This window comes from Roseburia sp. OM04-10BH (assembly GCF_003462605.1).
Lineage (GTDB): Bacteria > Bacillota > Clostridia > Lachnospirales > Lachnospiraceae > Roseburia_C > Roseburia_C amylophila.
The window spans coordinates 22,945-35,860 of sequence record NZ_QTZI01000015.1 but is presented as its reverse complement, the minus strand read 5'-3'; the positions used below and the strand labels follow the sequence as shown (position 1 = coordinate 35,860).

The following is a 12,916-nucleotide window of genomic DNA, read 5'->3' as shown; positions in this document are numbered from 1 at the left end:
AGCATTTTTAAGCAGGAGGCTAATTCTTTAGGGGGAAAATCTTTCAACTTCCTTCACTTTACAAAAATTTTGCAGTTTTTTTATTGATTTTATGACTTATTTATGTATAATAATTGTGATGACGTAACTAGGATTTATAGTTTCTCAGTCAAGATATCATAAAAACCTGCTTTTTGCGGGCGATTATCATATTACTATATTTAAAGGAAAGAGGTAAAACAAAATGGCAGAAATCAATTTAAGCAAGTATGGCATTACTGGAACAACAGAAATTGTCTACAACCCATCCTACGAAACATTATTCGCAGAAGAGACCAAGCCAGAACTGGAAGGCTATGAAAAAGGTCAGGAAAGTGAACTTGGCGCAGTCAATGTTATGACTGGTATCTATACAGGTCGTTCCCCTAAAGACAAATTCATCGTTATGGACAAGAACTCCAAAGACACTGTATGGTGGACATCTGATGAATACAAGAACGACAACCATCCAGCATCTGAGGAAGCATGGAGTGCTGTAAAAGACATCGCTATCAAAGAACTTTCTAACAAAAAACTTTATGTAGTAGATGCTTTCTGTGGTGCTAACAAAGATACCCGTATGGCTATCCGTTTCATCGTAGAAGTAGCTTGGCAGGCACATTTCGTAACAAATATGTTCATCCAGCCTACTGAAGAAGAATTAAAGAACTTTGAGCCGGACTTCATCGTTTACAATGCTTCTAAAGCAAAAGTTGAAAACTACAAAGAATTAGGATTAAACTCTGAGACAGCAGTAATGTTCAACATTACAAGCCGTGAGCAGGTTATCGTTAATACATGGTACGGCGGAGAAATGAAAAAAGGTATGTTCTCTATGATGAACTACTATCTGCCATTAAAGGGCATCGCTTCCATGCACTGCTCTGCTAACACAGATATGAACGGTGAAAACACCGCTATCTTCTTCGGACTTTCCGGAACAGGTAAGACAACCCTTTCAACCGATCCTAAGCGTCTCTTAATCGGTGATGACGAGCATGGTTGGGATGACAACGGCGTATTCAACTTCGAGGGTGGATGCTACGCTAAGGTTATCGACCTTGACAAAGATTCCGAGCCGGATATCTACAATGCGATCAGACGTGACGCTCTTCTTGAGAACGTAACATTAGATGCTAACGGAAAAATCGATTTTTCTGATAGGAGCGTAACAGAAAACACCCGTGTATCTTACCCAATCAACCACATTAAGAACATTGTCCGCCCGATCTCTTCTGCTCCAGCAGCTAAGAATGTCATCTTCCTTTCCGCAGATGCATTCGGAGTACTGCCTCCAGTATCTATCTTAACTCCAGAGCAGACTCAGTACTACTTCCTGTCTGGATTTACAGCAAAACTTGCTGGTACAGAGCGTGGAATCACAGAGCCTACACCTACTTTCTCAGCATGTTTCGGACAGGCTTTCTTAGAGCTGCATCCTACAAAATACGCTGCAGAGCTTGTTAAGAAAATGGAAAAGAGCGGAGCTAAGGCTTACCTCGTAAATACAGGATGGAACGGAACCGGAAAACGTATCTCCATCAAAGATACCCGTGGTATCATCGATGCTATCTTAAGCGGAGCTATCTTAACCGCTCCTACAAAACAGATTCCATTCTTCAACTTTGAAGTTCCTACAGAGCTTCCAGGTGTTGATTCAGGCATCTTAGATCCTCGTGATACTTACGCAGATGCTTCTGAATGGGAGACAAAAGCATTAGATCTTGCTGACAGATTCATCAAGAACTTTGCTAAATACGAAGGAAATGAAGCTGGTAAAGCTCTTGTTTCTGCAGGTCCTCAGAAATAATTTTCCTGATAAGGAAATCAATAGAAACGGAAAACCGGATGTGATTCCACATCCGGTTTTCTTTATCTGTTTCTTATTTTGCTGCCAGATCCTTTACTACTTCACCTGCGATAATCAGTCCAGCGACAGATGGCACAAATGCCACACTGCCCGGAATATCACGCCGCTCCGTACATTTATGGGCTGCTCCCGGCGGACAGATACAGTTGGTTCTACAGCTGATTGCCATATCTTCAACTGGTCTGGTTGGCTGCTCTTCGGAATAAACCACCTTAAGCTTCTTTACGCCACGTTTCTTTAACTCACGGCGCATTACTTTTGCCAGCGGGCATACCTTTGTCTTATAAATATCTGCCACACGGAACTGACTGGCATCTAACTTATTTCCGGCTCCCATACTGCTGATAATCGGCACATTCATCTCCTGTGCCTTCATAACCAGTGAAATCTTCGCTGTTACCGTATCTACTGCATCTACGATATAATCATACTCTTCAAAAGGAAATTCATCCGCATTTTCCGGCAGGAAAAAGCATTTATGCACTTCTACCCTGGCATCCGGATTAATCTCTAAAATACGGTCTTTCATGACGTCTGTTTTATATTTTCCAATGGTCTTTCTGGTTGCAATAATCTGACGGTTGAGATTCGTCAGACATACCTTGTCATCATCAATCAGATCAAAAGCTCCAACTCCGCTTCTTACCAGTGCTTCGCAGACATATCCACCTACTCCGCCGATTCCGAATACTGCAACCTTTGCATTCTTTAATTTTTCCATTGCTTCTTTTCCAAGCAATAGTTCGGTTCTTGAAAACTGTGTCAGCATCTTCTATCTCCTCTTCTTTGACTACGCTACATTTTACCGCGTCCTTATGTTCTTTGCAACAGAAAAATGCTGCACTCCCATTTCTGAAAGTACAGCATTTTTATTTTTCATTTCATGACTTTTCTATTTCCGATATATCCCTTTTCACTTATTTCATACGGCGTCCTGCATTTAATCTGCCATATGCTCCCGCAGCCACTCCTGCTGCAGCAATCAGTACAAGAAGATACAGGAATATCTGATTGTCGTCTCCGGTTTTAACCTGCGTGCTGCTATCAGACGTTGTTGCTGCCGGTGTCTGTACCGAAGATGCGCCCGGCAATGTTATAACAACATTACTTCCGGCGGTTAATGTCGTTCCATTATTATTTTCATTTGGCGTGCTTCCACCTGGTGTATTTTCCAGATTATTTCCGCCGCCCGGGTTTGACGGGTTTAAGCTGTTGGAAGAAGGAAGTCCTTTTTCTACTACAATCTGTGTTGCAGAAGACGCATAATAATTACGTGTTTCCTGATAACGTACCAGATAAGTTCCGTCGGCAAGTCCGGTCAATTCATTTTCTGTAATTGCAGTATAGGTAGTTCCATCAATACTGTATTCCATTTCCGCATTCACGCCACGAATCTTTCCATCATTTTTGCCATCAATGGTTTCTGCTACTGCGGTAAGTCCTGTCGGTGCTCCACGATGTGCTTTGGTAATGCTGAAGTATTTTGTTACACTGTCTAAAAAGCGGGAACCACTGATAATTGCTGCAGCTGTATCACCCACTTCAATATTATCAACATAAGTAACCGTAAAATCCCTTCCTTCAGTTAATGTCATTCCATCATACGTTACGGTTACAGCCGGCTCTTTTCCTGTGCCATCATAGACAAAGGCAGCCGGGCTTAAAGTAATGTCCGCTTCTGCCAGCTTCTTATTACGAAGTACCAGATTTTTGGCACGATTTCCGGATTCATCCAGTACTGTAATATCAGTATCAACAAAAACTGAATATCCGAAAGGAATTAATTTGTCCAATGCCTGTTCCATTGCTGGTACATTTTTATAGTTTGCCAGACCACTTATCATGTTTTCTACTGTAATTACAGAATCGTCATCCGGTGCTATTGTAATCATTTCTACAAAGAATGAGCAAGGAGATGCCTGTGAACCTACATGAAGTGTACTGCTCTTTAATTCCAGACCACCATTTGCAGTCCAACTTATGTCATGGATATCCGCTTCCACATTTTCTAATGTACATTTATCAGAAAGACTAGTATTTGCATCATTGAGCGTACTCAGGTTCAGCTTTCCATTGGAAACGCTTAAGTGATTCATGATATTGAATGCATCTAATGTTAAACTCTTCCCATTCAAATCAAGATTTACAGCCTTATATACAGAGGATAAATCAATTGATTCACTGCTGTTCTTATAATCAACAAATAATTTTACGGTATTGTATTCATTGGCATTGTGGAATGCATTGGACAGACTGTTATAATTTGTTACATTTCCGTTGGCATCTACAATAGCTGCCACCGGCTCCTGGTCATCACATACAACACATTTTCCATTGATACGCTTTGGATGCGTACATCCGCTGGCAGTATATACGGTTCCATCTACGATGGCTCCTTTCTTTGTGCCGTCTGCAAGCTGGATTACACCTGTTGCAGGAACACTTCTTATCATATCACCTAAAGCTGTTCCTTCTGTATTTCTCTTTACCGTAACCGTTCCACCTGCATTCAGGCTGACTGCATTCAAAGTTGAAATCACATATGTGCTGCTTTCCTGTTCTATTGTAATATTCCCATCGGTACTCTCAATACTTCCACCGGCTCCGCCCCAGGTAAGTGATGAATCTGTTGTTCCATTCTGTTTCAGTGTCACATCATTCTTTGCCTTTATATCAAGTTCTGCCTGAAACATCGGTACAGTCGCATTGGTTGAAATGCTTATTGCTCCTGCCAATGCCTGAATCGTCAGCTTACCGTTTGCCATGACAGGGGTTGCGGTCTGTTCAATTGTAACATCCCCATTGGTTGAAGTTAAGCTCACCTGTGGATTACTCTTGCTTGTTATTCCCTTCGCTGATTTTAAAGAAATATCTCCTGCAGCTTCAATCGTAAGATTACTGTCAGTCAACACCCCTGTGCTGGTATTTTCCAGTTCCACCTTTCCACCGGTATTTTTCAGGGTAACATTTTCTGCATGGAAAATTGGATAATAATCAGATGCAGAACTTAATGCAAGGTCTCCTTCTGTCTGTGTCAGGTTCAGTGTGGATACTCCACTGTCAATCATACCACATGGTGCGGTTATCGTAACTTTCTTTCCACTTAAATCAACCACTCCACTGCTCAAAGCAATTGGCTCTGAAGACGTTGATGCAGTTTCCAGTGTAATATCACCGGTTGTATCTATCTCAAATCTGCTGCCACCGTTTATTACATTACTATTACTTGTTACCTTGAAATTTCCGGTAAAATCCTTTGTGACAACGGCAGCACCGGTTCCAGATAAGTTAAATGCCGGACTATAGGTTCCTGTAACAGTAAGATTTCCCGCCCCGGAAATTGTTAGATTTCCATCCGTTACTGTCACCGGTTGCGGTCCGGAAGTAGCAATCTCCATATCATTGTATACAGTCATGGTTGCCGTATCTTTATCAAAATAAATATAACCACCACTTTCCGGTTCTTCCCCTACTTTATCGACGCCACGAATCGTTGCAGATGGTCCCGGTGTAGAAGGAGGATCCACCGCCTTCACATACCAGCCTGTCTCTAATGTTGTAATTCCTATTTGAACGGATGCCGGCGTATCCTCTGCCTTTACCAGTAGTCCGGCAGCATCTCCCATAAATAAGCCTGTCATCATAGCCAATGCCATCAAAAATGCCAGACATCGTTTTTTTCGTTTTTTTCCCATATTTCCTCTCCTTTTTTTATTTCTATTTCTTTTGTTCACACAATTTCTATCATAAGAAAACGCTTAAAATTTTGCAACCAATTCTTCCAAATTGTGATTTTATCTTCCTGATTGTCGATAAAAAATGATTTTTATTTTCTTTCAATATGATATACTTGTTTCGTATCCGGTGTTTTTACTTTTTATATACAGGAGAATAATTATGCTGATTTACTTATGCGAAGATTCTGAAAGCGATGCCTTACGGCTGAAACATCATCTGAATACATATGCCACGAAACATCATTGTAATATGGAGATTCTACTTTTTTCTTCGGGCGAAGAGATGATTCAATATTATAAGGAAGAAAAGCGTTATCCGGCTCTGCTGTTTTTAGATATCTATATGAATAACCAGGACGGTGTGGAAACAGCACGTATCCTTCGCTCACTGGGCTATGAGGGTGGCATTATTTTCACCACTTCTTCTACGGAACATGCCATGGCAAGCTATGAGGTAAATGCTCTTTACTATCTGCAAAAGCCTTACTCACACACAGATTTTCTCAATGCCATGAGCCGCTGTGATACGCTTTTAGAGGAATCCAATGAAGTATTTACCTTTTCTGTCCGTAGGAAGGAATATTCTCTTCCTTACTCAGATATTCTCTTTTTTGAAACCGGGCAGCACAATGTCCTGCTGCACGCTATATCAGAGACTTTTACGATTCCCGGAAACCTGACACAGCTTACCGAAGACTTTGCCTCTGTTGCCTGTTTTCTTCCGGTTGGCCGCAGCTATCTGGTAAACTTAAATCATGTCACCGGAATTCTACAGCACGACCTTATTATGGAAGACCACTCCATTGTGCAGATTCCTTTTCGTAAACGTGACGAGGTAAGCAAGGCCGTTAATAGCTGGTTTGCAAAGCTTGAGAAAGAGCCAACTCCTCCCGGCTTATCCTAAGGCCAGATATTTCCCATGTTTCCAATGTACTCCTATTGTGAAAATGTTACAGACTTGTTACAATTCATTTGTACTTAGCTAAGACATGATTTCAAAGAAAATAAGGAGGACGAAACTATGTGTTTTAATTTCAATAGCTGTTCCGAGTTATTTAACACAATCTGCAAATTATTCAGACTCGGATGTTAATATGTTTTATGCGATTTGCATAACCTAAAAAAAGCTGCCGATGGGCAGCTTTTTTCTGGGTAAAGATATTGTCTTTTTGATTGACAGTTTCTTTCTTATATGTTAGTTTTCTACTAGAACCATTATTGGTTCTTTTTCTTTACATATTATGTGCATATCATTTTAAGTAGTTCTTTTAATCTTCTTATTTCAGATTATTCCATGCATTTTTATTATCTTTTTTGTTTTAGTTTATTCCACTCTTGACACACGTATTAACACGTATTAATATAATATTGATCAAAGGAGAATTGCGTATATGCCAATGACTTCCAGAGAAATGGTAAACTACCTTAAGAAACATGGTTTTATCATAACCAGCCAAAGCGGTTCTCACATAAAATTATTTCATCCTATCACGAATAGAACCGTCATTGTTCCTTATCATAACAAAGACTTGAAGAAAGGATTAGAACAGGCAATTTTAAAAGAAGCCGGTCTACGATAATCCAATTTCTATCGAAAGGAGGTTCTTATGAACAAATTATTTTATCCTTCCATTTTTCATATTGCAGAAGAAGGTGGATTTTGGGTTACTTTTCCAGATTTACCGGAATGTATGACCCAGGGAGATGATATGCAAAATGCTTATGAAATGGCTGTTGATGCCTTAGGTCTTGCCCTGATAAGCCGTAAGCAGGAACATCAGGAGATTCCGGTTCCTTCCCAGCCAAAAGATATTAACGTTTCAAAAAATGAATACTGCATTATCATCGAATTCGATATGCTTGCTTATCAAAAACGCAATAACTCAAAAGCAGTAAAAAAGACCCTTACCATTCCGGAATGGTTAAATGAAGAGGCTATCTCACTCAATATTAATTTTTCGCAGGTACTGCAGGACGCCCTTATCCAAAAAATTAGAGCTAAGCTGTAACCCTTAAGCAGTTTTATCCGCTAGGTCACTTTTTGAAGTGAAAGATTTAACCTTTTTGTATTTATTGACATTTATCATTCTATTTTTCTATTCTGTGTTATCTGCAATGCTTTTGCCAGTATCTGCTCCTCCGCTTCGCTCGGATTGTTCCGATACATTTCCTCTGGAATATCCAGTGAAAACCGACCTAATTCCCTGATTTCCTCGTCCGTCTTCAGCATATTGCATATTCCCCATATTGTAGTCGAAGCTATCCCACATGTGTCTAACCAAATTATTAAATCTTTCTCTACTTTTGTAATTTCCTTTGAACCTGCCACTGGCAGCTTCTTACGGATGCCTGCAACCAAAAAGGCTGTAACCCTTGATTTATCAAGGATTACAGCCTTTTTTTCAGTTAAGCTGGCAACGGGAATCGGACCCGTGACCTCCGCACTACCAATGCGACGCTCTACCGACTGAGCCATGCCAGCAATTCTGTCGGAACTAATCCCGACTTGTAATACTATACTATAGAGAGCTATGATTGTCAATACTTTTCTACAGCATAATGTCAGATTTTTCTTTGCTATGCTCAATCTTCATATTTAACTTCCGGAACGGAATTGCAATTACAAGTCCAATCAGAAGTGAGATTATAATATAGATGCCTAAGATGCCAATGCATTTCCAATAAGTCATTCCATACATACCACCAATGGTCTCCCGCAGGGCATCCATTCCATAAGGGAATGGGAAGAAACGGTAAATCCGCTGATAGATTGCCGGCAGTACTTCGATTGGGAAGGAACCGCCTGCTCCTGCTACCTGGATAACCATAATGACTACCGCCAAAGCCTCTCCGACATTTTCAAAGGCTACCGTTAATGCGTACATAAATAAGGTAAATACAAAGCTGCAGCATGCGCAGGCAAGCCAGAATAAGAACGGGTTATGGCATTGTATCTTAATATAAAACAAATCTCCCAGTGCAGTAATCAATGCCTGCACCTGTCCAATCAGGAAGAATGTAATATATCTTCCAAAGAATTTCTGGTAAGGTTTTGCATCCGGTATTTTCTCATCCGGAAGTACCTTTACATGAATGATTGCCACCAGAATCAACGCACCTACCCACAATGCCAGTACCGTATAGAACGGTGACATTGCCGAACCATAATTGGAAATCGGATAAATCTCTTTCGTCTCCATATTGACCGGAGAAGATAAGAAATCTCCTAACAAAGTCGGGTCGGTCTCTAAAATTTTCATCAAAGCCTGATACTGGTCACTGATTTCCAGAGCACTGAGACTTGTAATCACACTGTCAAGTCCGGTCTTCATTTCCTGTGCTGCTGCCAATGAATCACTTAAGCTTTCATTTCCCTTATCGAGGGTTTCACTATAAGCATCCAACACTTCCGATACTTCATCAAAATCTCCATCGACACCATTTAAAATTGCCTGTGTCTGATTCAGTGACCCCTGCATGGACTGAATGGTTGTCTCCAGCTGACCTTTTACCGAATAGTCAAACGTATCCTTTAAAGCTTTTATTTTGGTCTTACAGGAAGTTATTTCGGTAGATATTTCAGTGTTTAAAGTATCCTTTGCAGTATTTAAATCTGTGACATTATTCTGGACACTGTTTAAATCTGCTTCAATTTTATCTAACTGTGCTTCGATTTCTGCAATCTGACCGGAAACACTTTCATCATCCTTCCAGTCTGCCACACTGTTTTCAAATAACTGACGGATCAGCGGCATCATATTAATTGCGCTCTGCAGTCCGCCGGAAGATAAATCACCATAGTTATCCAACTGATCTAAGGCATTCTGTATCAGCGTATTGATGTTGTCAAGGCTGTCGGCTGCTGTATTAAGATTTGCTGAAATAACCTCAGCCAAAGCACTGGCATTAAGGCTGCCGGAATTCAATGCTCCCTGCATGGTATTTACCGTATTCGAACCATCATCTACCATCGTATTCAGATTCGGCAGCATAACCTGTGTCGTATCAATCAGGCTGGATGCCGAATTGGTAATGCTGACAAAAGAATTCAGCAATGCAATATAGCCGTCCAAATCTCCGCTTAAATCATTAAGCTGTGTCAAGAAAAGATTCATCATAGAGCCGGAATCCATTCCATTTTCTACCATGACATCATTTACCTTTAACATGACTTCTGCCAGAGTGCTAACAAAGGTTGCATTAACCTGCTCCTGTACTGCCGTTTTTGCCTTGGATGTAATCTTTGGTGCAATGGCATTTTTCTTCTCATTTTCATAATAAATAATCTGCGGATTCTGTACTTCTCCGTTAAGGAAGCTTATCATTTTCCCGGAGAAATCCTCCGGAATAATCAGTGCCGCATAATATTCACTGCTGTATACACCGTCGGTTGCTTCATCCATGGTATCAGTAAACTGCCAGCCCATAGTCTGATTGGCTTTCAGGGCATCAATGACGCTGTCTCCGATATTTAAAGACAGACCTCCCATGTCAATTCCCTCATCTGCGGAATATACTGCTATCTTAAGATTTGATGTAGATTCCGGTCCATACGGGTCCCAGTTGGACAATATATTAAACCATGCGTACAGTGACGGAATAATAGAAAGACCTATTACAATAACCACTGCTACCACATTTGTGCTGACTCTCTTAAAATCCCGGTAAAAGATTCTAAAAATATTTTTCATGTGTTATCCCTCTGCTACTCCTTTGTGCTATCCGTTAAAAGTTCCTGCTCTGCCGTCTGAAGTACGGTACGAATCCGTTCTTCTACCTGGGCAATTCCATCGCCAATCAGTGCATCTCTCTCCTGTTGCTCCCGGTTAGAAATCTCATCTAATTTTTCCTGTAATTTATAGTCCGAATATTCTACGAAAATTAAATATCCTGCCAGAATAAACAGCGATACAATCCACAGAATCAAAAATACAATTTTTGAGCTTTCTGTCCAGAATAACAATGCCAGGAAAATCAGTGGAATAATGATAAGGCACCGCAATCCGATGCGGATACGTTTCTGGTTCTTCTTATGAATCTCCTGCTCATAGCCTAAAAGCATGTCATAAAGCTTTTCATAATCTTCTTTCTTTTCCATCTGCTCTTCACCTGCTCTCTTACATCATCTTCGTATCTTTCATTCGCTTTTCTACGAAATGATTGATACCCATAAATGGTACGCGAATCAGCAGTCCGATTAACAATGCCGCTGCTGCGAAAATCAGAAGCTCTGCCAGATTCTTCTCATAGGCTCCACCATACATGCCGCCAATGGTTTCACGCATGGCATTAATAGCATATGGAAATGGAAAGAAAATATATACCCGCCGGTAAAATTCCGGCAATATCTCAATCGGATATGTTCCACCGGAACCTGCAATCTGAATAACGACCATTACAACCACCAGTGCTTTTCCGATATCGCCAAAGGAAAGTGTCAGCGCATAGATTAATAAGGTAAAGGTAAAGCTCGTCAGCGACGCCGCAAACCAGAACAATACCGGATTCTTCACCTGACAATGCAGCAGATAAATATTACCCAGCACAATAATCAATGCCTGTATCTGTCCCATCACAAAGAAAATGAGATATCTTCCAAGAAAAAGCTGATAACGCTTCGGATTCGTCAAATCCTTTTCGGATGCCTTTACCTTAATCAGTGCCACCAGTACAATACCGCCTACCCAGAGTGCCAGTGTTGTATAAAATGGTGCAACTGCAGAACCATAATTTTTAATCTCATAAACCTGCTTTGTCTCCACTTTTACCGGCTGTGCAAAGAATTTACCATAGGATTCCGGATCGCCGCCCAAAAGTTCCATGATAATCTGCATCTGTTCATCTTCCGATGCTTCATCCAGCTTGCTGATTGCCTCTTCTATCTTTGTATCACAGGTCTGCAGCAATGTCTGAATCTGTGTAAAGCTTTCATCTGTAGCATCTACCATATCTAAGGTTCCATCGAAAATGGTTTCCATGTCACCTAATGTATTATTCAGATTATTCAAAAGATTGGTTACATTGACCAGTATCTGGGATGCCGTATCCAATATTCCGGATACTCCAGGCACCAGATTATTGGTGTATACATTCTTCATATTTTCAATGGTCTTGCTGCAGGTAGACAAGGCTGTACTCATTCCGCCTGTCACAGAATTTACCGTATCTTCTACTGCATCTGATGCATTGTCCGGCATCAGTGCCTCTAAAAGCTTCTGCATTTCTTCTGCATCCTGCTTTAAACCTTCAATCTGTGACATCACATCATCCATATCCGTTTTCTGCTCATCCGTAAAGCTCTCATCTGTCTTGAGTCCGCTGATTGCTCCATAAAGCGACTGCAACTGGTCATTTAAAGTCTTAATATCATCCGTTGTTGTCTCAATACTTTCAGTTGTCTTCTTGGCAGAGTCTCCCAGCCCGGCATTGGTAATATCCGTTGAAATCTTATTCAAAGAATTCTCAATATCTGTTAAGGTTGTCTCCACATTCTTGGAAAAATCTGAAAGTGTAGTATCCGTACTGTCTAATTGTGACTTTGTTCCATTCAGGGAATTTACAGCTGAATCAATCTTATCTTCCACCTTTGACACACTGGAATTGGCTTCATCAATCCCTGCACTCAGTTCTTCATTTCCGGACAGGAAGCTGTCTATCATGGCATCATAGTCCTTTAAATTCTGGCTGAGCTGCTCTAATTTCTGGCGGAATCCATCCACACCGCCATCTTCACTTATTTTCTCAGAAAGATTATCCATCTGGGCAAACATGGCACTTGCCGCTGTCTCAAGAAATGTCTCATTGATACTGGACTTTAATGTGCTCACTGCAGTATCGGTAATTTTCGTTGCAATGGCATTTTTCTTCTCATTCTCATAATATGTAATGGTCGGATTCTCCAGTCCTTTAGAAAAGATGCTGAACATGCTCTCGGAAAAGCGGTCACCAATAACTACTGCCGCATAATATTTTCCACTTTCTACTCCTCTGATTGCTTCATCAGAGCTGTCTACAAACTGCCAGCCTATGGACTTATTCTCCTTCAACTGCTCAATCACCTGAACACCCATGTTGACGGTTGTGCCATCCTCTAATTTCATTCCTTCATCTTCAGAGGCCACTGCAATATAGATATTTCCGGTGTTGGCATAAGGATCCTCGTTGGAATAAATATTAAACCATGCATACAAAGATGGAATAAAACACAATCCGATTGCAATGACCAGTGCGAAAAAATTCCTGCAAAGTCCTCTTACGTCCTTACGAAAAATGTGAATGATATTTTTCATGC

10 protein-coding genes and 1 tRNA gene are annotated in these 12,916 nt (G+C 40.8%); 4 read left to right on the top strand and 7 right to left on the bottom strand.

Translation table 11 applies throughout. The features are described from left to right. Positions 1-223: 223 nt before the first annotated feature. A complete protein-coding gene (pckA, locus tag DXB43_RS13285) occupies positions 224-1,828 on the top strand; it encodes a phosphoenolpyruvate carboxykinase (ATP) (RefSeq protein WP_117947791.1) in 1,605 nt (534 codons plus the stop codon). Positions 1,829-1,901: 73 nt separating this feature from the next. On the opposite strand, the gene DXB43_RS13280 is transcribed toward pckA, so the two are convergent. After that, on the bottom strand, positions 1,902-2,657 hold the full coding sequence (locus DXB43_RS13280) for a tRNA threonylcarbamoyladenosine dehydratase (protein ID WP_117947790.1): 756 nt from the start codon (positions 2,655-2,657) through the stop codon (positions 1,902-1,904). Positions 2,658-2,805: 148 nt separating this feature from the next. Beyond that, on the bottom strand, positions 2,806-5,583 hold the full coding sequence (locus DXB43_RS13275) for a hypothetical protein (RefSeq protein WP_117947789.1): 2,778 nt from the start codon (positions 5,581-5,583) through the stop codon (positions 2,806-2,808). 202 nt (positions 5,584-5,785) lie between these two features. Between DXB43_RS13275 and DXB43_RS13270 the strand changes: the two genes are divergently transcribed. From DXB43_RS13270 to DXB43_RS13260, 3 genes are all read left to right on the top strand, one after another. Continuing rightward, positions 5,786-6,529, top strand: coding sequence for a LytR/AlgR family response regulator transcription factor (locus DXB43_RS13270; RefSeq protein ID WP_158567223.1), 744 nt, complete (start codon positions 5,786-5,788; stop codon positions 6,527-6,529). 487 nt (positions 6,530-7,016) lie between these two features. Beyond that, positions 7,017-7,205 carry a type II toxin-antitoxin system HicA family toxin gene (locus DXB43_RS13265; RefSeq protein ID WP_117840672.1) on the top strand — a complete coding sequence of 63 codons (189 nt, stop codon included), beginning with the start codon at positions 7,017-7,019 and terminating at the stop codon, positions 7,203-7,205. Positions 7,206-7,232: 27 nt separating this feature from the next. Then, positions 7,233-7,634, top strand: coding sequence for a type II toxin-antitoxin system HicB family antitoxin (locus DXB43_RS13260; protein ID WP_117840670.1), 402 nt, complete (start codon positions 7,233-7,235; stop codon positions 7,632-7,634). Positions 7,635-7,708: 74 nt separating this feature from the next. Here the strand turns inward: DXB43_RS13260 and DXB43_RS15175 are convergent, their stop codons facing one another. From DXB43_RS15175 to DXB43_RS13235, 5 genes are all read right to left on the bottom strand, one after another. Beyond that, the gene (locus DXB43_RS15175) at positions 7,709-7,855 is read right to left on the bottom strand and encodes a hypothetical protein (RefSeq protein WP_158565962.1); all 147 of its coding nucleotides are present in this window, start codon (positions 7,853-7,855) and stop codon (positions 7,709-7,711) included. A 179-nt stretch (positions 7,856-8,034) separates the two neighbouring features. After that, positions 8,035-8,107 (bottom strand) — tRNA-Thr (locus tag DXB43_RS13250). A gap of 67 nt (positions 8,108-8,174) precedes the next feature. Then, positions 8,175-10,316 (bottom strand): YhgE/Pip domain-containing protein, encoded by a 2,142-nt coding sequence (locus DXB43_RS13245; protein ID WP_117947787.1) that lies wholly within the window; start codon positions 10,314-10,316, stop codon positions 8,175-8,177. Between the two features lie 14 nt (positions 10,317-10,330). Next, entirely contained in the window at positions 10,331-10,723 is a 393-nt protein-coding gene (locus tag DXB43_RS13240; protein ID WP_199535097.1) for a hypothetical protein, read from the bottom strand. A 19-nt stretch (positions 10,724-10,742) separates the two neighbouring features. Further along, positions 10,743-12,914, bottom strand: a complete 2,172-nt coding sequence (locus DXB43_RS13235; protein ID WP_117947786.1) for a YhgE/Pip domain-containing protein — start codon at positions 12,912-12,914, stop codon at positions 10,743-10,745. Positions 12,915-12,916 lie beyond the last annotated feature (2 nt).

Excerpts from the sequence above, each read along its gene's own strand:
- pckA (WP_117947791.1), top strand. The coding sequence starts at position 224 with ATGGCAGAAATCAATTTAAGCAAGTATGGCATTACTGGAACAACAGAA.
- DXB43_RS13280 (WP_117947790.1), bottom strand. The coding sequence starts at position 2,657 with ATGCTGACACAGTTTTCAAGAACCGAACTATTGCTTGGAAAAGAAGCA.
- DXB43_RS13275 (WP_117947789.1), bottom strand. The coding sequence starts at position 5,583 with ATGGGAAAAAAACGAAAAAAACGATGTCTGGCATTTTTGATGGCATTG.
- DXB43_RS13270 (WP_158567223.1), top strand. The coding sequence starts at position 5,786 with ATGCTGATTTACTTATGCGAAGATTCTGAAAGCGATGCCTTACGGCTG.
- DXB43_RS13265 (WP_117840672.1), top strand. The coding sequence starts at position 7,017 with ATGCCAATGACTTCCAGAGAAATGGTAAACTACCTTAAGAAACATGGT.
- DXB43_RS13260 (WP_117840670.1), top strand. The coding sequence starts at position 7,233 with ATGAACAAATTATTTTATCCTTCCATTTTTCATATTGCAGAAGAAGGT.
- DXB43_RS15175 (WP_158565962.1), bottom strand. The coding sequence starts at position 7,855 with ATGCTGAAGACGGACGAGGAAATCAGGGAATTAGGTCGGTTTTCACTG.
- DXB43_RS13245 (WP_117947787.1), bottom strand. The coding sequence starts at position 10,316 with ATGAAAAATATTTTTAGAATCTTTTACCGGGATTTTAAGAGAGTCAGC.
- DXB43_RS13240 (WP_199535097.1), bottom strand. The coding sequence starts at position 10,723 with ATGGAAAAGAAAGAAGATTATGAAAAGCTTTATGACATGCTTTTAGGC.
- DXB43_RS13235 (WP_117947786.1), bottom strand. The coding sequence starts at position 12,914 with ATGAAAAATATCATTCACATTTTTCGTAAGGACGTAAGAGGACTTTGC.